Source organism: Enterobacter sp. Crenshaw, assembly GCF_024734705.1.
Classification (GTDB): Bacteria; Pseudomonadota; Gammaproteobacteria; order Enterobacterales; family Enterobacteriaceae; genus Enterobacter; species Enterobacter asburiae_B.
This window is the reverse complement of record NZ_CP102932.1, coordinates 3,490,432-3,514,324: the sequence shown is the minus strand read 5'-3', so window position 1 is coordinate 3,514,324 and position 23,893 is coordinate 3,490,432. Positions and strand designations below refer to the sequence as shown.

Annotated in this window: 25 protein-coding genes; 17 read left to right on the top strand and 8 right to left on the bottom strand. The window is 55.8% G+C overall.

What is annotated here, in order from left to right; translation table 11 throughout:
* Positions 1-46 precede the first annotated feature (46 nt).
* The 3 genes from pat to trxC form a co-directional block, all read right to left on the bottom strand.
* Positions 47-2,710 carry a protein lysine acetyltransferase gene (gene pat / locus NWV12_RS16655; protein WP_048978828.1) on the bottom strand — a complete coding sequence of 888 codons (2,664 nt, stop codon included), beginning with the start codon at positions 2,708-2,710 and terminating at the stop codon, positions 47-49.
* 35 nt (positions 2,711-2,745) lie between these two features.
* Entirely contained in the window at positions 2,746-3,444 is a 699-nt protein-coding gene (locus NWV12_RS16650) for a tRNA-uridine aminocarboxypropyltransferase (RefSeq protein ID WP_039263763.1), read from the bottom strand.
* A gap of 69 nt (positions 3,445-3,513) precedes the next feature.
* Positions 3,514-3,933 (bottom strand): thioredoxin TrxC, encoded by a 420-nt coding sequence (gene trxC / locus NWV12_RS16645; RefSeq protein ID WP_023308858.1) that lies wholly within the window; start codon positions 3,931-3,933, stop codon positions 3,514-3,516.
* A gap of 204 nt (positions 3,934-4,137) precedes the next feature.
* Here trxC and NWV12_RS16640 point away from each other — a divergent pair, with 204 nt between their 5' ends.
* Positions 4,138-5,268, top strand: a complete 1,131-nt coding sequence (locus NWV12_RS16640; RefSeq protein WP_029741125.1) for a tRNA/rRNA methyltransferase — start codon at positions 4,138-4,140, stop codon at positions 5,266-5,268.
* Positions 5,269-5,316: 48 nt separating this feature from the next.
* Here NWV12_RS16640 and ung read toward each other — a convergent pair whose 3' ends face one another.
* Entirely contained in the window at positions 5,317-6,006 is a 690-nt protein-coding gene (ung, locus tag NWV12_RS16635) for a uracil-DNA glycosylase (protein ID WP_023308856.1), read from the bottom strand.
* A gap of 314 nt (positions 6,007-6,320) precedes the next feature.
* Here ung and grcA point away from each other — a divergent pair, with 314 nt between their 5' ends.
* Positions 6,321-6,704, top strand: coding sequence for an autonomous glycyl radical cofactor GrcA (grcA, locus tag NWV12_RS16630; RefSeq protein ID WP_029741127.1), 384 nt, complete (start codon positions 6,321-6,323; stop codon positions 6,702-6,704).
* Positions 6,705-6,753: 49 nt separating this feature from the next.
* On the opposite strand, the gene srmB is transcribed toward grcA, so the two are convergent.
* Entirely contained in the window at positions 6,754-8,082 is a 1,329-nt protein-coding gene (gene srmB / locus NWV12_RS16625; RefSeq protein ID WP_023308854.1) for an ATP-dependent RNA helicase SrmB, read from the bottom strand.
* A 132-nt stretch (positions 8,083-8,214) separates the two neighbouring features.
* On the opposite strand from srmB, the gene NWV12_RS16620 reads away from it, so the two are divergent.
* Positions 8,215-8,952, top strand: a complete 738-nt coding sequence (locus NWV12_RS16620) for a tRNA1(Val) (adenine(37)-N6)-methyltransferase (protein ID WP_048978829.1) — start codon at positions 8,215-8,217, stop codon at positions 8,950-8,952.
* Here the strand turns inward: NWV12_RS16620 and nadB are convergent.
* Positions 8,937-10,556, bottom strand: a complete 1,620-nt coding sequence (nadB, locus tag NWV12_RS16615) for an L-aspartate oxidase (RefSeq protein ID WP_048976589.1) — start codon at positions 10,554-10,556, stop codon at positions 8,937-8,939. The two genes, NWV12_RS16620 and nadB, sit on opposite strands and share 16 nt — an antisense overlap.
* A 339-nt stretch (positions 10,557-10,895) precedes the next feature.
* Here nadB and rseD point away from each other — a divergent pair, with 339 nt between their 5' ends.
* The 12 genes from rseD to acpS all read left to right on the top strand — a co-directional run bounded on the left by rseD (position 10,896) and on the right by acpS (position 20,354).
* Positions 10,896-10,982: a rpoE leader peptide RseD gene (rseD, locus tag NWV12_RS22130; protein WP_223862639.1), complete on the top strand. Its 87-nt coding sequence runs from the start codon at positions 10,896-10,898 to the stop codon at positions 10,980-10,982.
* Positions 10,979-11,554: an RNA polymerase sigma factor RpoE gene (gene rpoE / locus NWV12_RS16610; protein ID WP_006176728.1), complete on the top strand. Its 576-nt coding sequence runs from the start codon at positions 10,979-10,981 to the stop codon at positions 11,552-11,554. Before rseD ends, rpoE begins: the two co-directional genes overlap by 4 nt.
* A gap of 31 nt (positions 11,555-11,585) precedes the next feature.
* Positions 11,586-12,236, top strand: coding sequence for an anti-sigma-E factor RseA (gene rseA, locus NWV12_RS16605; RefSeq protein ID WP_008502186.1), 651 nt, complete (start codon positions 11,586-11,588; stop codon positions 12,234-12,236).
* Positions 12,236-13,189, top strand: a complete 954-nt coding sequence (gene rseB / locus NWV12_RS16600) for a sigma-E factor regulatory protein RseB (protein WP_033146239.1) — start codon at positions 12,236-12,238, stop codon at positions 13,187-13,189. The genes rseA and rseB overlap by 1 nt, the downstream gene beginning before the upstream one ends.
* On the top strand, positions 13,186-13,662 hold the full coding sequence (gene rseC / locus NWV12_RS16595; protein WP_048978830.1) for a SoxR-reducing system protein RseC: 477 nt from the start codon (positions 13,186-13,188) through the stop codon (positions 13,660-13,662). Before rseB ends, rseC begins: the two co-directional genes overlap by 4 nt.
* A 185-nt stretch (positions 13,663-13,847) precedes the next feature.
* Positions 13,848-15,647 carry a translation elongation factor 4 gene (gene lepA / locus NWV12_RS16590; RefSeq protein ID WP_032659499.1) on the top strand — a complete coding sequence of 600 codons (1,800 nt, stop codon included), beginning with the start codon at positions 13,848-13,850 and terminating at the stop codon, positions 15,645-15,647.
* A 15-nt stretch (positions 15,648-15,662) separates the two neighbouring features.
* Positions 15,663-16,637, top strand: a complete 975-nt coding sequence (gene lepB, locus NWV12_RS16585; protein WP_048978831.1) for a signal peptidase I — start codon at positions 15,663-15,665, stop codon at positions 16,635-16,637.
* A 222-nt stretch (positions 16,638-16,859) separates the two neighbouring features.
* Complete coding sequence (rnc, locus tag NWV12_RS16580; RefSeq protein ID WP_003860711.1) at positions 16,860-17,540, top strand: ribonuclease III; 681 nt, start codon at positions 16,860-16,862, stop codon at positions 17,538-17,540.
* Entirely contained in the window at positions 17,537-18,442 is a 906-nt protein-coding gene (gene era / locus NWV12_RS16575) for a GTPase Era (protein WP_006176722.1), read from the top strand. The genes rnc and era overlap by 4 nt, the downstream gene beginning before the upstream one ends.
* 17 nt (positions 18,443-18,459) lie before the next feature.
* Positions 18,460-19,167 (top strand): DNA repair protein RecO, encoded by a 708-nt coding sequence (recO, locus tag NWV12_RS16570; protein WP_039263761.1) that lies wholly within the window; start codon positions 18,460-18,462, stop codon positions 19,165-19,167.
* 75 nt (positions 19,168-19,242) lie between these two features.
* Positions 19,243-19,974 carry a pyridoxine 5'-phosphate synthase gene (gene pdxJ, locus NWV12_RS16565; protein WP_032659491.1) on the top strand — a complete coding sequence of 244 codons (732 nt, stop codon included), beginning with the start codon at positions 19,243-19,245 and terminating at the stop codon, positions 19,972-19,974.
* On the top strand, positions 19,974-20,354 hold the full coding sequence (acpS, locus tag NWV12_RS16560; RefSeq protein WP_023294331.1) for a holo-ACP synthase: 381 nt from the start codon (positions 19,974-19,976) through the stop codon (positions 20,352-20,354). Before pdxJ ends, acpS begins: the two co-directional genes overlap by 1 nt.
* Here the strand turns inward: acpS and NWV12_RS16555 are convergent.
* Positions 20,351-20,611: a YfhL family 4Fe-4S dicluster ferredoxin gene (locus NWV12_RS16555; RefSeq protein WP_008502177.1), complete on the bottom strand. Its 261-nt coding sequence runs from the start codon at positions 20,609-20,611 to the stop codon at positions 20,351-20,353. The genes acpS and NWV12_RS16555 overlap by 4 nt on opposite strands.
* Before the next feature lie 46 nt (positions 20,612-20,657).
* Positions 20,658-21,506, bottom strand: a complete 849-nt coding sequence (locus NWV12_RS16550) for a MurR/RpiR family transcriptional regulator (RefSeq protein WP_023308844.1) — start codon at positions 21,504-21,506, stop codon at positions 20,658-20,660.
* A gap of 117 nt (positions 21,507-21,623) precedes the next feature.
* On the opposite strand from NWV12_RS16550, the gene murQ reads away from it, so the two are divergent.
* Complete coding sequence (murQ, locus tag NWV12_RS16545) at positions 21,624-22,517, top strand: N-acetylmuramic acid 6-phosphate etherase (protein WP_048978832.1); 894 nt, start codon at positions 21,624-21,626, stop codon at positions 22,515-22,517.
* 11 nt (positions 22,518-22,528) lie between these two features.
* A complete protein-coding gene (locus NWV12_RS16540) occupies positions 22,529-23,890 on the top strand; it encodes a PTS transporter subunit EIIC (protein ID WP_073001690.1) in 1,362 nt (453 codons plus the stop codon).
* Positions 23,891-23,893 lie beyond the last annotated feature (3 nt).

Here is a 23,893-nt window from a genome sequence, read left to right as displayed (position 1 = left end):
AATGATACCACCAGTCCCGTCCAAAGTGGGTAACATTTCCAGTAGCTTACTCGCGTTTGTCTGCTGATGTCAGACTGAGGGACAAGGCCACAATACCTTCGTCCAGCTGAATATCAACGTCAAACCCAAGTTTTCGCGCAAGGGTCACCATACCGCGATTGTTAGGCATAGTAATGCCATTGAGGCGTAACAATCCGTGATCTCGCGTATAACTGATAAGTTTTTCCAGCAGCCGTCTGCCCAGACCCAGGCCTTTAAGATCGGAGCGCACCAGCACCGCAAACTCCGCATCGACGTTATCCGGGTCAGAAATAGCACGCGTGACGCCGAGGATCTCATCCCCCTTATCGGAGCGACGAACGGCAACAAACGCCATTTCTCGATCGTAGTCGATCTGGGTCATATTGGCTAAATCATCGTGGGTAAATTCGTTGATTTCGCTAAAATAGCGATAATAAAGATCCTCTTTCGTGACCTGAGAGATAAAGGCCCGCAGCTGGGGCTCATCTTCCGGCAGAATAGGGCGGAACAAGGCGCGTTCCCCATTTTTCATCTCAACCCACTCTTCCAGCTGCAGGGGATACGGGCGGATCGCCAGACGGCTCTCTCTGTCTCCTTCGAATGGCGCGATATCAAGGGTCACGTCCAGCGCCGTAAACTCATTGCCCGAGGCGAGCAGCGGATGAATGTCCAGCCGCTGGATTTCGGCACAATCCACAATCAGGTTAGACACCTGCACCAGGAACTGACTTAACCCGGCAATATCAAGCGGGCGCAGCGCACTCCGGCCACGGATCTTTTTACTTTTGATCGCCTGGATGATCAGATAACGCGCCAGGTTCATGTTCAGTGGCGGTAACGCCACCACGGCCTGCTCCTCCGGACGCCACTCAACGCCACCCTCTCCCAGCATGATGAGCGGGCCGAAGACGGGATCGTGTTCGACCACCACCCGTAATTCCTGAGCCCCTGCGCGGTTTGCCATGCTTTGCACCAGCAATCCGTGGATCCTTGCCTGCGGCCAGGCCATTTTGACCCGATCAAAAATGGCATCAGCTGCCTGCTGCACCTCAGTCGCCGTACGCAGGTATAACATAACCCCTTGAACATCAGACTTATGCGGGATATCCGGGGAACGCAGCTTCAGGGCCACCGGATAGCCAATCTGTTCGGCAATATGCACGGCCTCAGCGCTGTCGCTGGCGATCCAGGTCGGCAGGGTTTGCATCCCGTAGCTGCCCAGAATGGGCTGGACCTCATGCGTATCAAGCGAGGTCGCGCCTTCTTCAATGGCCTGCTGCAACAGCCGGTGAACGTCGACGGTGTTCGCCGTCAGATTCCCCGGCAAAGCCGGCGTTTCACGCAGCTGTTTCTGGTTGCGGCGATATTCCACCATATGCATAAACGCGGTGATGGTGCCTTCCGGCGTGCGGTAGGTTGGCAGCCCGGCCTCGCTGAACAAGCGCCGCGCCTCCTGAGAGGAAAACTCGCCGCACCAGTTGGTGAGCAGGGTAACGTATTTACCTCGCGGATGGTTGCGCACGGCGTCAATGAGCGCGCGCGCGCTTTCACTGCCCGGCGCGACCGCGCTGGGGGAGTGGATAATCATCAGCGCGTCGAAATCCTGGCTATCCAGCAAAATGGAGATCGCCCTGATGTAGCGGTCGCTGCTGGCGTCATCGCGCAAATCAAGCGGATTGCCGGGCGTCACGCTGGTCGGAAGCGCTTCTTTCAGGCGCTGCAGCGTCTCTTCACTCAGCGTTGCCAGCTTGCCGAAGCGCCGCCACAGCTCGTCCAGCGCGAGCGCGGCAGGGGCCGCACCGTTACTGACAATCATTAGCTTCTCACCGCGCAACGGGCGCATATGGCTTAACGTCTCAACGGCGGAAAAAAGCTCGTGCGTATCCTGTACCCGCAGCAACCCCGCGCGCTGAATGGCGGCGTCCCAGGCGGGATCCATGCCGGAATGCGAATGCAGAAGACGCTGTGCCGCAGGGCTGCGTCCGCTTTTGATCACCAGGATCGGCTTATTGCGCGAAGCGCTTCGCGCAGCCGAGACAAAACGACGCGCGTCGCTGAGGTGCTCAAGATAAAGCAGGATCGCGCTGGTTTTGCCGTCACGCGCCAGAAAATCCAGCAGCTCATCAACGTCGATATCCAGGCTGTCGCCCAGGGCAATGAAGTAGGAGAATCCCATTTCACGCTGCTGCGCCCAGTCGAGGATGGTGTTCGATACCGCAGCCGACTGCGAGATAAACGCCAGTTTGCCTTTGCGGATCGGGACCGGGGAGAAACTGGCATTCAGCCCCTGCCAGGGGGCGAGCAGGCCCAGACTGTTTGGCCCAAGAATGCGCATTTGATAGCGGCTGGCGCAGGCCAGAAGCTCGGCTTTCTGTTCAGGCGGAGACGAAAGAATAATGCAGGTTTTACACCCTTTCTTGCCGAGTGATTCCAGCAGTTCCGGGTTGCGCTTCGCGTTTGTACAGAGTACGGCAAGATCCGGCACGAAAGGCAAGCTTTGTACATCAGGCCATGCAAGTACCCCCTGAACGGCCTTATAAGACGGCGTGACGGGCATGACGGGGCCGTTAAATCCCCCGGCCAGCAGATTGCGCATCATCAGATAGCCAGCACGATCCGGTTTCATTGATGCGCCGATAACGGCAATGGATTTAGGACGAAGTAGCGCTTCTAACCCTCGCTGGCTCATGCAGGCCTCCTGTGAATGCAAGCGACCTGATGATTTTAAACGCTTTCTGGCTCGGGCGCTGTGACGCTGCCCTTATGAACGGTTTTTCCCGCCAGATAGCGCTCCCGGAAGCATGAGAAATGGTTGCCCAGGGCACCAGCCGCAGCGGTATCTCCCGCTAAATCCAGAAGCGCAATCGCCACTTCGGCGGTGCAGTATTGCCCGTCAGCATGCGCTTCACGCAGGCGGTAGGCGGAGACGCGGGAAAGATCGACAGAAATCACCGGCAGCGCGTCGAGATACGGGCTTTTGCGAAACATTTTTCGCGCTTCGGTCCAGGTACCGTCCAGCATGATAAACAGCGGTGGTTTACCGGATGGCGGCGCTGAAAGCACCTGGCGATCCACACCTGCATATGACGCGGGGAAGACGACCATCGGCTGGTAGTCGGGGCTGGCCACTAAATCGAGCAGGGCCTGAGGCGGCTCTGTACGGGACCACTGAAACGCGGCGGTATCCGGCAGAATATCGGCGATAAGACGCCCCGTATTGCTGGGTTTCATCGGCTCGGTATCGAACATGACCAGACAAAAACGGCTCTGTGCCGTACTCGGTGCCAGCGTCTCGCACAGACAAACCTTCAGCGGCAGCAGGCAGCGCTGACAGCGGCGAATACGGTTGCCTCGTGCGAGGAACGGTCGGGTGGCGCGCGCAAGGCGTTCGGCGCGTAATTTAAGAACGGCGTTATCAGTCATGGGCGAAATGCAGGAAAAACGCTATTTTCGCAGAGGCGGGAGCGGGGCACAAGACGTGCCCCGTGAATGTTACAGCGACTCGTTTAACCAGCTTTCAAAAGGTGCTTTTGGAACCGCACCGTTGAGCATATCGATCACTTCGCCATTTTTGAAAATCATAATGGTCGGGATGCTGCGAATACGAAAACGTGCGCTCAGTTCGGGTTCGGCTTCGGTATTGACCTTAACGAACCGCATTTTTCCGCTGCGCTCTTCGGCCACATCTTCGAAAATCGGCGCGAAGCTACGGCAAGGGCCGCACCATGGCGCCCAGAAATCGATCACGACAGGAAGATCGTCCTTGAGGAGTTTGTCCAGCGTAGCACCCGTCGCGTTAATGACATCGCCATCAAATAATTCATGGCCACAACGTCCGCATTTCGCACCATCTTCCATCCGATCGTCCGGAATGCGATTAAGAGCCTGACAGTTGGCACATACGGTATTCATAACTAACCTCTGATAGAGCCATGGGACAGCGGCACAACGCCGATAATGTTTCTAATATGTTACATATTATCAATGAGCCTGTTTGAAACAACAATGCGTTTTATTCAATGAGAACAATAGTCACAGGCTTTTGTACGAAATTATGGCTATGCGCTGGCACATCGGGTAATCTGCGCGCTTCGCGCAGCGCTGGTGGAGAAAAGCATGAACGACGAAATGAAAAACAAAAGCGGCAAGGTCAAAGTGATGTATGTCCGCAGTGATGATGACTCTGATAAACGCACCCAAAATCCGCGTACCGGAAAAGGTGGCGGGCGTCCGGCGTCTTCTCGTGCAGACGGTGGCCGTCGCCCCGCCCGCGATGACAGAAATAACCGCGGTGATGACCGCAAACGTGACGATCGCAAACGCGATGACCGTCCGCGTTCCGACCGCCCACGCAGTGACCGTCCACGCGACGATCGTCCGCGTGATGACTTCTCACGTGATAACGCCTCACCTTGGCGCACCGTTTCTCGCGCCCCTGGCGATGAGACGCCGGAAAAAGCCGATCACGGCGGTATCAGCGGTAAAAGCTTTATCGACCCGGAAGTGCTGCGCCGTCAGCGTGCGGAAGAGACCCGCGTGTATGGCGAGAACGCCTGCCAGGCGCTGTTCCTGAGCCGTCCTGAGTGTATCGTCCGCGCCTGGTTTATCCAGAGCGTGACCCCGCGCTTCAAAGAAGCGCTGCGCTGGATGGCCGCGAACCGTAAAGCCTACCACGTGGTTGATGATGCCGAGCTGACCAAAGCGTCCGGCACTGAACACCACGGCGGCGTCTGCTTCCTGATCAAAAAGCGTAACGGCACGACCGTGCAGCAGTGGGTCAGCCAGGCGGATGCCGATGACTGCGTGCTGGCCCTGGAAGATGTGGGCAACCCGCACAACCTGGGCGCAATGATGCGTAGCTGCGCGCACTTTGGCGTGAAAGGCGTGCTGTTGCAGGATGCCGCGCTGCTGGAATCCGGTGCCGCGATCCGTACTGCGGAAGGCGGAGCCGAGCACGTACAGCCGATCACCGGCGACAGCGTTCTGGACGCACTCGAGCAGTTCCGTAAAGCGGGTTATTCCATCGTGACCACCTCAAGCCATGCCGGTACGCCGCTGTTTAAAGCGACGTTGCCGCGCAAAATGGTGCTGGTATTAGGTCAGGAACGTGATGGTCTGTCTGACGCGGCGCTCTCCAGTGCGGATCTGAGCGTCTCTATCGACGGAACAGGCAATGTGGAAAGTCTGAACGTATCCGTTGCGACCGGCGTACTGCTGGCCGAATGGTGGCGTCAGAACAAGGCATAAGCCATTATGCTTTTTGTATGCCCGGTGAGCCGGGCATACAAACTCTAACTACTCGCTCTCTGCCGGTAATACAGGCATCCAGTCAATCGGCTTTTCGCCACGTTTTTCCAGCCATTCATTCGCCAGAACAAAATGATTACTGCCAAAGAAACCGCGATGTGCAGACAGCGGTGACGGGTGCGGTGCCTTGAGCACGTGATGACGCTGACGATCGATAATCGCCCCTTTCTTCTGCGCGTGAGAACCCCAGAGTAAAAACACCACCCCTTCACGATGCTCGTTGATAAGGCTGATGACTTTATCGGTAAACGTCTCCCAGCCCAGACTGGCGTGCGAGTGCGCCTGACCCGCCCGTACGGTAAGCACCGTATTCAGCAACAGCACGCCCTGGCGCGCCCAGCTTTCCAGGTAACCGTGGTTTGGCCGGGTAAAACCGGGCACGGTTGCTTCAAGCTCTTTATACATGTTGAGCAGAGAAGGGGGGATAGCCACGCCCGGACGAACGGAAAACGCCAGCCCATGCGCCTGCCCGGGGCCGTGATAGGGATCCTGGCCCAGAATGACCACTTTCACATCGCTCAGTTCGGTGTAGCGAAAGGCGTTAAACACGTCTTTCTGCGGCGGGTAAATCGTCTGTCCGGACTGACGCTCAGCGGCAACGGTGCTGAGCGTATTGATAAAATAAGGTTGCTGCTTTTCTTCTGCCAGCACGTCATGCCAGGTTAAAGGTGTCGTCATCTCGCTCTCCTGCGAATCTCAATCTCTGACTAGCTTACCTGTTTCACCCCGGTGAGCAAAATTACGCGCTGAAATACGTGCTAAGTGGCTAAATTTATTTTGAAAAGATACAGGGTAAGTTGAATTGGCAAGGTTGTTAAATTGATCTAAAACAATAAATTCAAACCACACTCTTTATGTGGTTGATGTTTTTGTTGATTTAAATCAATAAATCGCCGGGGTGTGAATGTTATATATACACACAAGAAACAATGGTTTTACCAATTGGCCGCGAGAGGCCGACACGAGTTAATGTAGCCTAAGGGAGGCAACACATGATTACAGGTATCCAGATTACTAAAGCTGCAAATGACGATCTGCTCAATTCTTTCTGGCTGCTGGACAGCGAGAAGAACGAAGCGCGCTGCGTCGTTGCGAAAGCGGGTTTTGCTGAAGATGAAATCGTACCGGTAAACAAATTGGGCGAAATCGAATACCGTGAAGTTCCTATGGAAGTGCAGCCGGAAGTGCGCGTGGAAGGGGGTCAGCACCTGAACGTAAACGTGCTGCGCCGCGAAACGCTGATGGATGCCGTTGAGCATCCAGAAAAATACCCACAGCTGACTATCCGCGTGTCCGGCTATGCGGTTCGCTTTAACTCACTGACTCCAGAACAGCAGCGCGACGTTATCGCCCGTACCTTTACTGAAAGCCTGTAATGGCTTCAGCAGGGGGGAATAAAAAAGCCGGGGATTTCCCCGGCTTTTTTTACTCTTCAGTTTTCGTCTCTGGTGCGGCAGAGCTTGGCTTACGGCGCTTACCAATATTTTTGGTATCGCGGTGGCGCTGCTTCACGCGCGGTTTCTCTTTTTCTTTCTCTTTTCTCTCAGCACGTTTTGCGAGCGCTTTCTTGGACGGTTTACCCGTCATCTTTTCACTCGGCGCACGCGTGGTCGGGCGGAGTTCGTCAATAACGCGCGCTTTCAGCGGCTCATCAACATAGCGGCCAATTTTCTGCAGCAGCAGGTAGTCATGCGCTTCGACCAGTGAAATCGCAATCCCTTTGCGGCCCGCGCGGCCGGTACGGCCAATGCGGTGCAGGTAGGTATCTCCGCTGCGCGGCATATCGAAGTTAATGACGTGGCTGACGTCCGGGATGTCGATCCCGCGTGCGGCAACGTCAGTCGCAACCAGCACGTTAACGCGGCCATCGGTCAGGCGCTTAATGCCTTCGGTACGCTTGATCTGAGCCATCTCGCCTTCAAGATAGCAGTTGTTGATCCCGGCGTTACGCAGCATCTCAGCCAGCTCGTGCACGCGCTCGCGCTTACGCACAAACACGATTGTGCGCAGAGCATCTTCCTGCTTCAGCAGGTGTTTCAGCAATTCGACCTTGTGCTCAAGGTTATCCGCGCGGTAGTACCACTGGTGGATCTTCTTACGCTCACGGGTGGACGGCGTCGCCGAGACTTCCACCGGATCTTCCAGCAGACGCTCTGCGAAGTCTTTGATCGCTTCCCCTTCGAGGGTGGCAGAGAACAGCATCGTCTGGTTACGCCAGCGCGTTTCCCCTGCAATGTGCTCGATATCCTGTGCGAAGCCCATGTCCAGCATGCGGTCGGCTTCGTCGAGGATCAGCGTTTCAACCGCACGGCAGTCGAAATTCTCTTCTTTAATGTACTGCAGCAGGCGGCCCGTCGTCGCAACGACGATGTCCTGGTTTTCGCTGAACACTTCGGCGTGGTTCATGTACGCAACGCCGCCGGTGATGGTGGCGATATCCAGATGAGTATTTGCCGCGAGTTCACGCGCGTGATCGGCAACCTGCATTGCCAGTTCGCGCGTAGGCGTCAGGATCAAAATACGCGGCGGGCCAGATTTTTTACGCGGAAAGTCGAGCAGATGCTGCAACACAGGCAGCAAATAGGCTGCTGTCTTCCCCGTGCCGGTTGGCGCAGAACCGAGCACATCGCGGCCCTCAAGCGCAGGCGGAATGGCCGCTGCCTGAATGGCGGTCGGGCGTGTAAAGCCTTTGCTCTCAAGTGCATTGAGCAGGCTTTCATCGAGTTCAAGTTCGGAAAAAGTCGTTACAGTCATGTTCTACCTCTGTGTGGGGCGCTGATTATAGACGTTACGGCTGTAATCTTCATCTGTTTGTATGGATATCGCTTTTCGGCCACTTCGCTTTCCCCTATGCTACTCCAGTTTCACTTAGAAGGTTGCCCTGACATGTCTCAACTCAAAGCGCAGCTGCGCCGCGATGGTTTTACGTTTAAACAATTTTTTGTCGCGCACGATCGCTGTGCCATGAAGGTCGGTACAGACGGTATTTTACTGGGAGCGTGGGCGCCTGTCGCAGGTGTTAAGCGTATTCTTGATATCGGTACCGGCAGCGGGCTGGTGGCGTTGATGCTGGCGCAGCGTACGGAAGAACATGTCATCATTGATGCCGTCGAACTGGACGCGCAGGCCGCAGAGCAGGCGAGTGACAATATGGCCGAATCCCCCTGGGCAGCCCGAATGAAGGTGGAATGCGCAGATGTGCTCGCCTGGGCGCCTGAACAAACCGCGCGTTACGATCTGATTGTCAGCAACCCTCCTTACTACGAGCCCGGCGTTGAGTGCGGGACACCCGAGCGTGAACACGCGCGTTATACCGGCTCCCTCGATCATAAAGCGCTGCTCACCAGCGCGGCAGAACTCATCTCCGAAGAGGGTTTTTTCTGTGTGGTCCTGCCAGAGAGTACCGGCAACACGTTTATCGGTATCGCGCAGGAGATCGGCTGGACGTTACGTCTGCGTACCGATATTTCGGATACGGAAGGTCGACTGCCGCACCGCGTGCTGCTGGCTCTGTCGCCAAAAGAGGGTGAATGCTTTAATGACCGAATGGTGATCCGTGGGCCAGACCAGCGCTATTCCGAAGATTACACTGCCCTGACCCAGGCATTTTATCTGTTTATGTAAACCTGCGGGGCGAGTATCGACGGGCCGGATTCAGCAAGCTGATCCGGGTAGTCCAGGGTATAGTGCAGCCCGCGGCTCTCTTTACGCATCATCGCGCAGCGAACAATCAGCTCGGCAACCTGCACCAGATTGCGCAGCTCCAGCAGATTATTGGATACGCGGAAATTAGCATAATACTCATCAATTTCCTGCTGCAGCATGGTGATGCGGCGCAAGGCGCGTTCCAGGCGTTTCGTGGTGCGCACAATCCCTACGTAGTCCCACATAAACAGCCGTAGCTCATGCCAGTTGTGCTGGATCACAACCAGCTCGTCCGGATTATCCACGCGGCTTTCATCCCAGGCTGGCAGGTGCTCTGTCTCGCGGGCGTAAGGCATGCGCTTCGTGATATCTTCCGCCGCCGACCAGCCGTACACCAGACACTCAAGCAGCGAGTTAGAGGCCATACGGTTCGCGCCGTGAAGTCCGGTATAGCTGACCTCACCGATAGCATACAGACCGTCTACGTCAGTACGTCCATGATCGTCAACCATTACGCCACCGCAGGTATAGTGGGCCGCTGGCACAATGGGCACCGGGTCGCGCGTTAAATCAATGCCAAGATTGAGCAGCTTTTCATAAATCATCGGGAAATGCTGGCGAATGAACTCTGCTGGCTTATGGCTGATATCGAGATACATGCAGTCTACGCCAAGGCGCTTCATTTCATGATCGATGGCGCGGGCAACGATGTCACGCGGGGCAAGTTCACCCCGGGCGTCAAAGTCGGGCATAAAGCGGGAGCCATCAGGGCGTTTCAGATAAGCGCCTTCACCGCGCAGGGCTTCCGTCAGCAGGAAGTTGCGTGCCTGAGGGTGGAACAGGGCGGTGGGGTGAAACTGATTAAACTCGAGGTTCGCCACCCGGCAGCCAGCGCGCCAGGCCATAGCGATTCCGTCTCCGGAGGCAATGTCAGGGTTCGTGGTGTACTGATACACCTTGGAGGCGCCGCCCGTCGCCAGTACCACAGCCTTCGCCCGGCAGGTCTCCACCTTCTCTTTATTTCGGTTCCAGACCCAGGCGCCCACCACGCGACGCGTGCCGGGCAGGCCAATCTTGTCAGAGATAATCAGGTCAACGGCATTGCTTCGCTCGAGAACCCGAATATTAGGATGGTTCAGCGCTTTACTGACCAGCGTGGTTTCCACTTCTTTTCCGGTGGCATCCGCTGCGTGCAGGATGCGGCGGTGACTATGGCCGCCTTCGCGAGTCAGGTGGTAGCTCTCTTCACCGTTGGGTTGAACCTGAGTATCGAATAAGACGCCCTGGTCGATGAGCCACTGAACGCAGTGACGGGCATTGCTGGCGACAAACTCTGCGGCGTGTGCATCCACGATCCCTGCTCCGGCAATGAGCGTATCCTCGACATGGGATGCAATGCTGTCTGTCTCATCAAACACGGCGGCAATGCCGCCCTGGGCATAAAACGTGGAACCTTCACTTATCGGTCCTTTACTCAGAACGATAACGTTTTGATGCTCGGCCAGGCGCAGCGCCAGAGAGAGACCGGCAGCGCCGCTGCCGATGATCAGTACATCACAATGGAGTTCAGGTGTTGTGTTCATGATTGTTGTTTAATTTACTAAACAGTGTTGGGTCAGAATAGCACCTGAATGCGATATATCGCACGTATTTTTTTAGAGGCTGTCGCAATGGCTAAACGCGTAAGCGGAGGTAAACGGAGGGTAAATGAGTGAAATTATTTTGCGAAGCAGATCGTTAGCGTCAGATTTTGTGGTGAAATAAAGCCTGTGTTGCGTTACTCTTCTGGCGGGAAAAGATGTTTCTTGTCATAAAGTGGTGCGTATCGTGAACAGACTTATAATGAGAGAAAATAAACGGTCTGCGGCGCGATGAACAAAAACAAAGGCGTTACGGAACTTATTGAAGATCAGACACTCTAAATGGTGCTTGCTCAAAGTGCGGTATTTTTAGAGTGGCGTTTCGATAACGCGTGGAATTTAGGTTTGGGGAGACATTACCTCGGATGAGCGAGCAGTTAACGGACCAGGTCCTGGTTGAACGGGTCCAGAAGGGAGATCAGAAAGCCTTTAACCTACTGGTGGTCCGCTACCAGCATAAGGTGGCGAGTCTGGTTTCCCGCTATGTACCGTCAGGCGATGTGCCTGATGTGGTGCAAGAGTCTTTTATTAAGGCCTATCGCGCGCTGGATTCTTTCCGGGGAGATAGTGCTTTTTATACCTGGCTGTACCGTATTGCGGTCAATACGGCAAAGAATTATCTGGTCGCTCAGGGCCGTCGTCCGCCTTCAAGTGATGTGGACGCAATCGACGCCGAAAACTTTGAAAGCGGCGGCGCATTGAAAGAAATTTCGAACCCTGAGAACTTAATGTTGTCAGAAGAACTGAGACAAATCGTTTTTCGCACGATCGAGTCGCTCCCGGAAGATTTACGTATGGCAATTACGTTACGGGAGCTGGATGGTCTGAGCTATGAAGAGATAGCCGCTATCATGGATTGTCCGGTCGGCACGGTACGTTCACGAATTTTCCGTGCGCGAGAAGCTATTGATAATAAAGTTCAACCGCTTATCAGGCGTTGACGATAGCGGGATACTGGAAAAGGTATTAGGCATGCAGAAAGAAAAACTTTCCGCTTTAATGGATGGTGAAACGGTGGATAGTGAGCTGCTCAACGAGCTGTCTCATTCACCCGAAATGCAAGAGACCTGGGAGAGTTACCATCTCATCCGTGACACCCTTCGCGGTGACACCGGCGAGGTTCTCCATTTCGATATCTCAGCCCGCGTCATGGCGGCGATTGAGAATGAGCCTGTTCATCAGACCACTCCGCTGATTCCTGAAGCTCAACCCGCGCCTCACCAATGGCAGAAAATGCCGTTCTGGCAAAAGGTGCGTCCGTGGGCCAGCCAGCTTACCCAAATGGGTGTGGCTGCATGCGTATCGCTTGCAGTTATTGTTGGCGTCCAGCACTATAATACTCAGTCTGAAACTAATCAGCAGCCAGAAGCGCCAGTGTTTAACACACTGCCGATGATGGGCAAAGCCAGCCCGGTAAGCCTGGGCGTACCGGCTGATGCATCCGCCAGCGGCGGTCAGCAACAGCAGGTTCAGGAGCAGCGCCGTCGCATTAATGCGATGTTGCAGGATTACGAGTTGCAGCGTCGTCTGCACTCTGAACAGCTTCAGTTTGAGCAGGCGCAGACACAGCAAGCTGCTGTGCAGGTGCCCGGAAACCAAACTTTAGGAACGCAATCGCAGTAATGAAGCAACTTTGGTTCGCCATGTCTCTGATGGCGGGTAGCCTGTTCTTCTCTGCCAACGCCTCGGCTGATGTTTCATCCGGGGCGTTGTTGCAGCAAATGAATCTGGCCAGCCAGTCACTCAATTATGAGTTGGCATTTATCAGCATCAATAAGCAGGGCGTCGAGTCGTTACGCTATCGTCATGCCCGTCTTGATAAGCAGCCGCTCGCCCAGCTTTTACAGATGGATGGCCCGCGTCGGGAAGTGGTCCAACGTGGTAATGAAATCAGCTATTTCGAGCCAGGCCTGGAGCCTTTCACGCTGAATGGCGACTATATCGTTGATTCCCTGCCGTCACTCATTTACACCGACTTCAAACGGCTTGCCCCTTACTACGATTTTATTTCGGTAGGGCGTACCCGCATCGCGGACAGACTGTGCGAGGTAATTCGCGTTGTTGCCCGGGACGGAACGCGCTACAGCTATATCGTCTGGATTGATGCCGAAACCAAACTCCCCATGCGTGTTGACCTGCTCGACCGTGACGGTGAAACGCTGGAACAGTTCCGGGTTATCTCCTTCAGCGTGAACAATCAGGTTGGCAACAGCATGCAGAATCTGGCTAAGGCCAGCCTGCCACCGCTGCTTTCTGTTCCTGCCGGGGATTCCGTTAATTTCAACTGGGTACCTGCCTGGATCCCGCAAGGGTTTAGCGAAGTGTCCAGCAGCCGTCGTCAGCTGCCAACGATTGAAACGCCGGTAGAATCGCGCCTCTATTCGGATGGTTTGTTCAGCTTCTCGGTGAATATTAATCGCGCAACGGCAAACAGCGCTGAACAAATGCTGCGTACCGGGCGCCGTACGGTGAGTACAACGGTACGCGATAACGCAGAGATCACCATTGTGGGAGAACTCCCTCCGCAGACGGCGAAGCGCATCTCCGACAGCATTAAATTCAGGGCTGCACAATGATCAAAGAGTGGGCGACGGTTGTCTCCTGGCAAAACGGCATTGCGCTGGTGAGCTGCGATGTTAAAGCCTCATGTAATAGCTGCGCATCCCGCGCCGGCTGCGGCAGCCGCGTGTTGAATAAGCTTGGGCCACAAACATCGCACACGATTTCTGTGCCAAGCGAACAGCCGCTGATGGCGGGACAGAAGGTGGAACTGGGCATCGCGGAAGGCAGCCTGCTCAGCTCCGCTATGCTGGTGTATCTCTCTCCGCTGGTCGGCCTGTTTATCATGGGCGGCCTGTTTCAGATGCTGTTTGGTACCGATGTGGCCGCTATGTGCGGTGCCGCATTGGGTGGCGTGGGGGGATTCTGGCTTGCCAAAGGCCTCTCTCCGACGCTCGCCGCACGCGAGGAGTGGCAGCCTGTCATTCTCAGTGTTGGGCTGGAGCCAGACCAGCTTCGTGTTGAAACGCTCTCTTCTGAGGCCCGGTGATCCATCGGGCTTTATCATTTTTTACACCCTAAAACAGAAAACGGCCTTTCTTCACGCTATACCTGCTTCTAAGTGCATTTCCAGGTAGCGAGGATGTAGTGTAGAATGCTGCGTTTTCGCACTGAAAAACGTCAGGCTAAGAACAGCGGCCTCCAGGAATTCGTAAGGCATAATTATTTAACTATATGAAGAACATACGTAACTTTTCGATCATTGCTCACATTGACCACGGTAAGTCGACGCTGTCTGACCGTATTATCCAGATTTGCGGTGGCCTGTCTGATCGTGAAATGGAAGCCCAGGTTCTGGACTCCATGGACCTGGAACGCGAACGCGGTATCACCATTAAAGCGCAGAGCGTTACGCTTGATTACAAAGCGGCTGATGGTGAAACCTATCAACTGAACTTTATCGACACCCCAGGCCACGTTGACTTCTCCTATGAGGTTTCACGCTCGCTCGCGGCCTGTGAAGGCGCGCTGCTGGTGGTGGATGCCGGGCAGGGCGTTGAAGCCCAGACCCTGGCAAACTGCTACACCGCGATGGAAATGGATCTCGAAGTTGTGCCGGTTCTGAACAAGATCGACCTGCCAGCCGCCGATCCTGAGCGCGTAGCGGAAGAGATTGAAGATATTGTCGGCATTGACGCGACCGATGCCGTGCGCTGCTCCGCGAAAACCGGTGTGGGCGTGACCGACGTGCTGGAACGCCTGGTACGTGACATTCCTGCCCCGGAAGGCGATCCGGATGGCCCGCTGCAGGCGCTGATTATCGACTCCTGGTTCGATAACTATCTGGGCGTTGTCTCGTTGGTGCGTATTAAAAACGGCACCATGCGTAAAGGCGACAAAATCAAGGTAATGAGTACCGGACAGGTCTACAACGCAGACCGTCTGGGCATCTTCACGCCAAAACAGGTTGACCGTACCGAGCTGAGATGCGGCGAGGTAGGCTGGCTGGTCTGCGCCATTAAAGACATCCTCGGCGCGCCGGTGGGCGATACCCTGACCGGCGCACGTAACCCTGCAGATAAAGCGCTGCCAGGCTTTAAAAAGGTGAAACCGCAGGTTTACGCGGGTCTGTTCCCGGTCAGCTCTGACGACTACGAAAACTTCCGTGACGCGCTCGGTAAACTGAGCCTGAACGATGCTTCCCTGTTCTACGAGCCAGAAAGTTCAACGGCGCTGGGCTTCGGCTTCCGCTGTGGCTTCCTTGGTCTGCTGCACATGGAGATCATTCAGGAGCGTCTGGAGCGCGAATACGATCTGGATCTGATCACCACGGCGCCGACCGTAGTCTATGAAGTTGAAACCACCTCGAAAGAAGTGATCTACGTCGATAGCCCGTCCAAGCTGCCGCCTCTGAACAACATTCAGGAGCTGCGTGAGCCTATCGCAGAGTGTCACATGCTGCTGCCGCAGGAATTCCTGGGGAACGTCATTACGCTGTGTATTGAGAAGCGTGGCGTGCAGACCAACATGGTTTACCACGGTAACCAGGTGGCGCTGACCTATGAAATCCCGATGGCGGAAGTGGTACTCGACTTCTTCGACCGTCTGAAGTCGACCTCCCGTGGCTATGCGTCACTGGATTACAACTTCAAACGCTTCCAGGCCTCCAACATGGTGCGTGTGGACGTGCTGATCAACGGCGAGCGCGTGGATGCGCTGGCGCTGATCACCCACAACGACAATGCGCCGTACCGCGGTCGCGAGCTGGTTGAGAAGATGAAAGATCTGATCCCGCGTCAGCAGTTCGATATCGCGATTCAGGCGGCGATTGGCAACCACATTATCGCGCGTTCAACCGTGAAACAGCTGCGTAAAAACGTTCTGGCGAAGTGCTATGGCGGTGACGTCAGCCGTAAGAAAAAGCTGCTGCAGAAGCAGAAAGAAGGTAAGAAGCGTATGAAGCAGGTCGGTAACGTCGAGCTGCCGCAGGAAGCATTCCTTGCCATCCTTCATGTTGGTAAAGACGGCAAATAACCCTAAGGAGTTGGCATGGCGAACATGTTTGCCCTGATCCTGGTCATTGCTACCCTGGTAACAGGTCTGCTGTGGTGTCTGGATAAGTTTATCTTCGCCCCAAAACGTCGTGAACGTCAGGCTGCCGCTCAGGCAGCCACTGGTGATGAGATTGACGCGAAAACCCTGAAGAAAGTCGGCCCGAAACCGGGCTGGCTGGAAACGGGCGCTTCGGTATTTCCGGTGCTGGCGATTGTGCTGGTGGTACGTTCGTTTATTTATGAGCCGTTCCAAATCCCATCAGGTTCAATGATGCCAACGCTGCTGATTGGTGATTTTATTCTGGTAGAGAAGTTTGCCTACGGCATTAAAGATCCTATCTACCAGAAAACGCTGATCGAAACCGGTCATCCGAAACGTGGCGACATCGTGGTGTTTAAATATCCGGAAGATCCGCGCCTGGACTACATCAAGCGCGCGGTAGGTCTGCCGGGTGATAAAGTCACTTACGATCCGGTTGCGAAAGAAGTCACCGTTCAGCCGGGCTGCAGCTCCGGTACCGCCTGTGAAAACGCGCTGCCAATCACTTACTCAAACGTTGAGCCAAGTGACTTTGTGCAGACCTTTGCCCGTCGTAACGGCGGCGAAGCGACCAGCGGGTTCTTCCAGGTTCCGAAAGGTGAAACCAAAGAGGACGGCATCCGTCTGGTTGAGCGCAAAGAGACGCTGGGCGATGTGACGCACCGAATCCTCACCGTGCCAATCGCGCAGGATCAGCTGGGTATGTACTATCGCCAGCCTGGCCAGCAGCTGGCGAGCTGGATTGTACCGCCAGGACATTACTTCATGATGGGTGACAACCGCGATAACTCTGCGGACAGCCGTTACTGGGGCTTTGTGCCGGAAGCGAATCTGGTCGGCAAAGCCACCGCCATCTGGATGAGTTTTGAGAAGCAGGAAGGCGAATGGCCGACCGGTGTACGCCTGAATCGTATCGGCGGAATCCATTAATTCTCAATAAATGAACGCGTAGCCGCTTTAATTAGCGGCTACGTGAATTATTTCCACGATAAATCTCTTCGAACTAACGACATCCCCTGTCGTTGTGTATAGAATATTCCCCCGAAGTTTAAGGTTGGCCCTGCAAGGGTGCCACGGCACACGAAACCGCGTTGGTTTTCTCAGGTCGGTTTCGTGTGCTGCATTTTTGACGCATTCATTTATTGGTATCGCATGAACCCCATCGTAATTAATCGGCTTCAACGGAAGCTGGGCTACACTTTTCATCATCAGGAGTTGTTGCAACAGGCATTAACCCACCGCAGTGCCAGCAGCAAACATAATGAGCGTCTCGAGTTTTTAGGCGACTCTATTTTAAGTTTCGTGATTGCGAATGCGCTTTATCATCGTTTCCCGCGTGTGGACGAGGGTGATATGAGCCGCATGCGTGCCACGCTGGTTAGGGGTAATACCCTTGCGGAAATCGCGCGCGAGTTTGAACTGGGCGAATGTCTGCGTCTTGGACCGGGTGAACTGAAAAGCGGCGGCTTCCGTCGTGAATCTATTCTTGCCGATACGGTCGAAGCATTAATTGGTGGTGTGTTCCTGGACAGCGATATCCAGACCGTAGAAAAGCTGATCCTGAACTGGTATCAGACCCGTCTGGACGAAATCAGCCCGGGCGATAAACAAAAAGATCCGAAAACGCGTCTGCAGGAATATTTGCAGGGTCGTCATCTGCCGCTGCCGTCTTATCTGGTGGTACAGGTGCGTGGCGAAGCGCACGATCAGGAATTTACCATCCATTGCCAGGTCAGTGGCCTGAGTGAACCGGTGGTGGGCACAGGTTCAAGCCGTCGTAAGGCTGAACAGGCTGCCGCCGAACAGGCGTTAAAAATGCTGGAGCTGGAATGAGCGAAGAGAAAACCTATTGCGGATTTATTGCCATCGTCGGACGTCCGAACGTTGGCAAATCCACCCTGCTGAATAATCTGCTTGGGCAGAAGATTTCAATCACCTCGCGTAAGGCGCAGACCACGCGTCACCGCATCGTCGGTATCCATACTGAAGGCGCGTATCAGGCGATCTACGTCGATACCCCCGGCCTGCACATGGAAGAGAAGCGCGCCATCAACCGCCTGATGAACAAGGCGGCGAGCAGCTCGATCGGCGATGTAGAGCTGGTGATTTTCGTTGTGGAAGGCACCCGCTGGACGCCGGACGACGAGATGGTGCTGAACAAGCTGCGTGACGGCAAAACGCCGGTCATCCTCGCGGTCAACAAAGTTGATAACGTGCAGGAAAAGGCCGACCTGCTGCCGCATCTGCAGTGGCTCGGTAGCCAGATGAACTTCCTCGACATCGTTCCGCTGTCTGCTGAGACCGGCCTGAACGTTGATACCATCGCGGGCATCGTGCGTAAGCATCTGCCGGAAGCGATTCATCACTTCCCGGAAGACTACATCACCGATCGCTCTCAGCGCTTTATGGCGTCTGAAATCATCCGTGAAAAGCTGATGCGTTTCCTGGGTGCTGAACTGCCTTACTCCGTAACGGTAGAGATCGAGCGTTTCCAGACCAACGAGCGCGGTGGCTACGATATCAACGGCCTGATCCTCGTTGAGCGCGAAGGGCAGAAGAAGATGGTGATCGGCAACAAAGGGGCCAAGATCAAAACCATCGGTATCGAAGCCCGTAAGGACATGATGGAGATGTTCGAAGCGCCGGTTCACCTCGAACTGTGGGTGAAAGTGAAATCTGGCTGGGCCGATGATGAGCGTGCTCTGCGCAGCCTCGGTTACGGCGAAGACCAGTAACTTAAGACGACGAGCATATGGATGGATGGCAGCGCGCCTTTGTCCTGCATAGTCGTCCCTGGAGCGAAACCAGCCTCATGCTGGACGTCTTCACGGAAGAGTCGGGCCGCGTGCGCCTTGTTGCGAAAGGCGCACGTTCCAAACGTTCTAATCTGAAAGGCGCCCTACAGCCTTTCACACCGTTGCTGGTACGCTTCGGTGGGCGAGGGGAAGTGAAAACCCTGCGCAGTGCCGAAGCCGTCTCCCTGGCGCTTCCTCTTTCCGGCATCACGCTCTACAGCGGTCTGTATGTCAACGAACTCATCTCACGCGTTCTTGAACATGAGACCCGCTTCTCTGAACTTTTCTTCGATTATCTGCACTGTATCCAGTCGCTGGCTGGCGCAACCGGCACGCCCGAACCCGCATTGCGTCGTTTTGAACTGGCGCTGCTGGGCCACCTCGGATACGGCGTAGATTTTCTGCACTGCGCGGGCAGCGGTGATGAGATAGAAGACACCATGACCTACCGCTACCGCGAAGAAAAAGGCTTCATTGCCAGTATCGTGATAGACAACAGCACCTTTACCGGGCGCCAGCTCCGGGCGCTGTATGAGCGCGAGTTTCCCGATCTGGACACCCTGCGCGCAGCAAAACGCTTTACCCGGATTGCCCTCAAGCCGTATCTTGGCGGCAAGCCCTTAAAGAGCCGCGAATTATTCAGGCAGTTTGTGCCGAAACGTTAACGTTTTACCCCTCACCCCAGCCTTCTCCCGGAGGGAGAGGGGGAAGAGAAATGAACCAAAATACCGAGGATTGTCATGGCTGAATTACTGTTAGGCGTCAACATCGACCACATCGCCACGCTGCGTAATGCGCGCGGCACGGCGTATCCCGATCCGGTTCAGGCGGCGTTTATCGCTGAACAGGCTGGCGCTGACGGCATTACCGTTCACCTGCGTGAAGACCGTCGCCATATCACCGATCGCGACGTGCGCATTCTGCGCCAGACGCTGGACACCCGTATGAATCTGGAGATGGCGGTCACCGAAGAGATGCTGGCGATTGCCTGCGAGACCCAACCGCACTTCTGCTGCCTGGTGCCGGAAAAACGCCAGGAAGTAACCACCGAAGGCGGTCTGGACGTGGCCGGTCAGCTCGACAAAATGCGCGATGCCTGCAAGCGCCTGGCGGATGCCGGTATCCTGGTTTCTCTGTTTATCGACGCCGATTTCGCCCAGATTAAAGCGGCGGCCGACGTGGGCGCACCGTATATCGAAATCCACACCGGCTGCTATGCCGATGCCAAAAATGATGCCGAACAGGCCAAAGAGCTGGAGCGTATTGCCAAAGCGGCCACGTATGCCTCAAGCCTGGGACTGAAGGTTAATGCCGGTCACGGCCTGACCTACCACAACGTGAAGGCCATTGCCGCTCTGCCGGAAATGCACGAGCTGAACATCGGCCACGCCATCATTGGCCGTGCGGTGATGAGCGGCCTGAAAGAGGCGGTTTCAGAAATGAAACGCCTGATGCAGGAAGCGCGTCAGTAATGGCCATTCTGGGCTTAGGCACCGATATCGTTGAAATAGCCCGCATTGAAGCGGTGATCGCCCGTAGCGGCGATCGCCTCGCAAGACGCGTGCTGAGCGATAACGAGTGGGCCATCTGGGAAGCCCATCAGCAGCCGGTGCGTTTTCTGGCAAAGCGCTTTGCGGTAAAAGAGGCTGCGGCCAAAGCCTTCGGGACCGGCATTCGTAACGGCCTGGCGTTTAATCAGTTCGAAGTGTTTAACGATGAGCTGGGCAAACCGAGCCTGCGTCTGTGGGGAGAAGCGCAAAAGCTGGCGGAAAAGCTGGGGGTGAATCATATGCACGTGACGATCGCGGATGAACGTCACTATGCCAGCGCGACGGTGATCATCGAAAGTTAAAGTTTGTCCGCGTGGTGCATCAGGACAAACTTATCCCATAGCTGCTCTTCGCTCTCGACGTGGGCCGGATCCTTCAGGATGGTATTCGGGATCGGGCACACTTTCTGGCAGGTCGGCGTTTCATAGTGGCCGATGCATTCCGTGCAGCGGTCGCTGTTAATCTCATAGATGCTGTCGCCCATCGAAATCGCCTGGTTCGGGCATTCGGGCTCGCACATATCGCAATTAATGCATTTTTTGGTAATTAACAGCGCCATCAGGAAATTCTCAGAAACAACACAAACCGGGCGGGCATTATACGCGTCAAACCAGTTTCTTTACCAGTTCTTCGCTGTGACGAATGCGCTCGGGCGCGCGCTCCAGATCCTGCTGCACCAGCGCCATAAACAGCAGGTCCGTCAGCATCATTTGCGCGCTGGTGGACGAGATAGCCGCGCTGCGCGTGGCCTGCTCTTCGGCAATGGTATATAAACAGCGCGTTGCCCGCTGCTGGAGGGCATTCGGCGTAAAACCGGTGATCGCCAGAATTTTACCGCCGACGCGCAGCGCTTCATCAGTTGCCATGTTGATTTCACGGCGCTCGCCGGAGTAGGAGATGGCCAGCAGCAGATCGTCAGGATCCATTGCCTGTACGGTTGCCAGCAGGGCGTGCATATCCTGCTCGACGATGGCGTTAAGCCCAATTTTCGTCAGCTTCCAGCCAAAGTTACGCGCCACAAGTCCGGATGCGCCGATACCGGTCAGAATGATCCTCCGCGCGCCGCGGAGCATCGCCACGCTCTCCAGCAGCTTCTCTTCGGTGTTTACATCGAGCGTCGCGTGCATGGCCGCCACGTTCTCTTTGATCAGCTTTTCGCCGACCAGCCGCATCGGGTCATCGCCGCGGATCTGATTATGCACCGGCATGGACTGCGGGTTGGGGTTGCTCACCAGCGCTTCGCTGATCGCCAGCTTGAGGGCGGGGAACCCCTTAAAGCCAATCTTCTGGGCAAACTTCACCACGCTGGACTGGCTCACGCCGGCTTCACTCGCCAGCTGCTGCGAGCTGAGATGGCGTGCATGGTCGGGTTGAGAAAGCAGAAAATCCGCCAGCTTCTTGTCGCTTTGGGCAAAGCCTGCGTAGCGCTGGCGAATGCGAATTAAACAGTTCATACGGTCTCCTGGCGAAAATGTGATTATCTGCGCAAATACGAATTTTGCTCGCCTGAATGAATTTTATATTCCATTATAGTGTGATTATTATGAATTAAAAATTCTTGAGGTACAAAAATGAATCTTGGCTCACTTGTTTCTGAAACGCGTAACCCGCAAACCATGGATCTGGATGCGCTCTCCACCCTGGAGCTGGTTAACCGCTTTAATCAACAGGATACGCTGGTCGCGCAGGCAGTGAAAGAGACATTACCCGAGGTGGCGAAAGCGGTCGATGCGGCGGCGGAAGCCCTCAAGGCCGGCGGTCGCATTATCTACATGGGGGCGGGCACCAGCGGGCGTCTTGGGGTCCTGGATGCGTCAGAATGTCCGCCCACCTTCGGGGTGCCGCACGGTCTGGTCGTTGGGCTGATTGCCGGTGGACCCGGTGCGCTGCTGAAAGCCGTTGAAGGTGCGGAAGATAACAAACAGCTGGGCGAGGATGACCTGAAGGAGCTGAATCTGACCGAGAAGGATCTGGTGGTCGGGCTGGCGGCATCCGGGCGCACCCCGTACGTCATTGGCGGGCTGGAATACGCCAACCGGACGGGCTGCACGACGGTGGCCATCTCCTGTAATCCGGGCTCCCCGATTGCGCAGGTGGCCGCTATTGCTATCTCTCCGGTTGTCGGGCCGGAAGCGCTCACCGGCTCCACGCGCCTGAAATCCGGGACCGCGCAAAAGCTGGTGCTCAATATGATCTCCACCGGCGCGATGGTGAAGTTCGGCAAGGTTTATCAGAACCTGATGGTGGATATGCAGGCCACCAACGTCAAGCTGGTGGACAGAGCCTGCCGCATGGTGATGGAGGCGACTGGCGCAGGCCGTGAAGAGGCAGAAGCGGTACTCAAGCAGACCGATCACGATGTTAAACCGGCCATTTTGATGATCCTGAGCGGGCTGGATGCGGCGGCCGCGAGAGCCAAACTCGATGCGCATAGCGGCTTCTTACGGGCGGCATTAGAAAACTAACAGAGGCGTCTATGGACAAAACAGCAGCGCTCGCCAGCGATATCCTGCAGGGAATCGGTGGGGAAAAAAACATTCAGCGTCTCGAAAACTGCATGACGCGCGTGCGCGTCGAGGTGCATAACGACGACCAGCTCGACGTGCCGCGCCTGAAGCAACTCTCCGGCGTCAGCGGCTACGTGAAACAGGGGCAGCAGCATCAGCTGATCGTCGGGCCGGGGAAAGCGGCGCAGGTTGTTGATGCCATGCGTGCGCTGATGGGCGTAAGCGCGAGCGCGTCGATTGACGATGCGGAGCGCACCAAAGCGCAGGCAAAGGCCAAATACAAAGCCCCCATGAGCGATGCGCTGCGTCAGCTGGCAAACGTCTTTATTCCGCTGATCCCGGCGTTTATTGCCTCCGGCCTGATCACCGGGATCATCAATATCCTCAAGCGACCGGATATCGTGGGGGATTTCGCCACGCAGTATCCGAATCTGCTGGGGATCCTTGGGATCTTCGGCAGCGCTGTTTTCGCCATCATGAACATTCTGGTCGGGGTGAATACCGCGAAGGTGTTTGGCGGATCGTTGGCCATGGGCGGGGTCATGGCGGGCATCTTGTCCAGCCCGCAGCTGGCGCAGATCACGCTGTTTGGCGAGGCGCTCCAGCCCGGGCGCGGCGGGGTGATTGCCGTGCTGCTGGTGGTCATCCTGATGTGCTGGATCGAGAAAAGGCTGCGCGCGGTTCTGCCTGGCTCGATCGAGCTGATCCTCAACCCGCTGTTGACCACGCTGATTACCGGTAGCGTAGCGATTGTGGCCCTCCAGCCGCTAGGCGGATGGATCTCTGAAGCCATCGCTCACGGCGCGTCTCTGGCTATTGACCGCGGCGGCCTGCTGGTGGGAGCGGTGCTGTCAGGTACCTTCCTGCCGCTGGTGCTGACGGGGCTACATCAGGGGCTGGTGCCGATCCACGTCGAGCTGGTGCAGGCGCACGGCTATAACGCGCTGCTGCCTATCCTGTCGATGGCGGGGGTGGGGCAGGTCGGCGCGGCGATTGCCGTACTGATGAAAACCCGCAACGCGCGTCTGAAAAAAATGATTAAAGGCGCGCTCCCGGTCGGACTGCTCGGCATCGGCGAGCCGCTGATTTTCGGCGTTACGCTGCCGCTGGGTAAACCGTTCCTCGCCGCCTGTCTGGGCGGCGCGGTAGGCGGGGCGCTGATCAGCTACTGGAAAGTCGCTACCGTTATCACCTTTGGGCTCTCCGGTTTACCGCTGGCATTAACCATCGTGACCGGAAAAGTGATGCTCTATCTGTTAGGCTATTTAGTAGCGGTGATCGCCGGGTTCCTGTTTACCTGGCTGTTAGGTTTCAACGACCCAGAGGAGTAAGGT

Excerpts from the sequence above, each read along its gene's own strand:
- lepA (WP_032659499.1), top strand. The coding sequence starts at position 13,848 with ATGAAGAACATACGTAACTTTTCGATCATTGCTCACATTGACCACGGT.
- era (WP_006176722.1), top strand. The coding sequence starts at position 17,537 with ATGAGCGAAGAGAAAACCTATTGCGGATTTATTGCCATCGTCGGACGT.
- rnc (WP_003860711.1), top strand. The coding sequence starts at position 16,860 with ATGAACCCCATCGTAATTAATCGGCTTCAACGGAAGCTGGGCTACACT.
- NWV12_RS16540 (WP_073001690.1), top strand. The coding sequence starts at position 22,529 with ATGGACAAAACAGCAGCGCTCGCCAGCGATATCCTGCAGGGAATCGGT.
- rseC (WP_048978830.1), top strand. The coding sequence starts at position 13,186 with ATGATCAAAGAGTGGGCGACGGTTGTCTCCTGGCAAAACGGCATTGCG.
- nadB (WP_048976589.1), bottom strand. The coding sequence starts at position 10,556 with ATGAACACAACACCTGAACTCCATTGTGATGTACTGATCATCGGCAGC.
- pdxJ (WP_032659491.1), top strand. The coding sequence starts at position 19,243 with ATGGCTGAATTACTGTTAGGCGTCAACATCGACCACATCGCCACGCTG.
- NWV12_RS16620 (WP_048978829.1), top strand. The coding sequence starts at position 8,215 with ATGTCTCAACTCAAAGCGCAGCTGCGCCGCGATGGTTTTACGTTTAAA.
- trxC (WP_023308858.1), bottom strand. The coding sequence starts at position 3,933 with ATGAATACCGTATGTGCCAACTGTCAGGCTCTTAATCGCATTCCGGAC.
- srmB (WP_023308854.1), bottom strand. The coding sequence starts at position 8,082 with ATGACTGTAACGACTTTTTCCGAACTTGAACTCGATGAAAGCCTGCTC.
- lepB (WP_048978831.1), top strand. The coding sequence starts at position 15,663 with ATGGCGAACATGTTTGCCCTGATCCTGGTCATTGCTACCCTGGTAACA.
- grcA (WP_029741127.1), top strand. The coding sequence starts at position 6,321 with ATGATTACAGGTATCCAGATTACTAAAGCTGCAAATGACGATCTGCTC.
- acpS (WP_023294331.1), top strand. The coding sequence starts at position 19,974 with ATGGCCATTCTGGGCTTAGGCACCGATATCGTTGAAATAGCCCGCATT.
- NWV12_RS16550 (WP_023308844.1), bottom strand. The coding sequence starts at position 21,506 with ATGAACTGTTTAATTCGCATTCGCCAGCGCTACGCAGGCTTTGCCCAA.
- rseB (WP_033146239.1), top strand. The coding sequence starts at position 12,236 with ATGAAGCAACTTTGGTTCGCCATGTCTCTGATGGCGGGTAGCCTGTTC.
- NWV12_RS16555 (WP_008502177.1), bottom strand. The coding sequence starts at position 20,611 with ATGGCGCTGTTAATTACCAAAAAATGCATTAATTGCGATATGTGCGAG.
- rseA (WP_008502186.1), top strand. The coding sequence starts at position 11,586 with ATGCAGAAAGAAAAACTTTCCGCTTTAATGGATGGTGAAACGGTGGAT.
- NWV12_RS16640 (WP_029741125.1), top strand. The coding sequence starts at position 4,138 with ATGAACGACGAAATGAAAAACAAAAGCGGCAAGGTCAAAGTGATGTAT.
- ung (WP_023308856.1), bottom strand. The coding sequence starts at position 6,006 with ATGACGACACCTTTAACCTGGCATGACGTGCTGGCAGAAGAAAAGCAG.
- murQ (WP_048978832.1), top strand. The coding sequence starts at position 21,624 with ATGAATCTTGGCTCACTTGTTTCTGAAACGCGTAACCCGCAAACCATG.
- rseD (WP_223862639.1), top strand. The coding sequence starts at position 10,896 with ATGGTGCTTGCTCAAAGTGCGGTATTTTTAGAGTGGCGTTTCGATAAC.
- rpoE (WP_006176728.1), top strand. The coding sequence starts at position 10,979 with ATGAGCGAGCAGTTAACGGACCAGGTCCTGGTTGAACGGGTCCAGAAG.
- NWV12_RS16650 (WP_039263763.1), bottom strand. The coding sequence starts at position 3,444 with ATGACTGATAACGCCGTTCTTAAATTACGCGCCGAACGCCTTGCGCGC.
- recO (WP_039263761.1), top strand. The coding sequence starts at position 18,460 with ATGGATGGATGGCAGCGCGCCTTTGTCCTGCATAGTCGTCCCTGGAGC.
- pat (WP_048978828.1), bottom strand. The coding sequence starts at position 2,710 with ATGAGCCAGCGAGGGTTAGAAGCGCTACTTCGTCCTAAATCCATTGCC.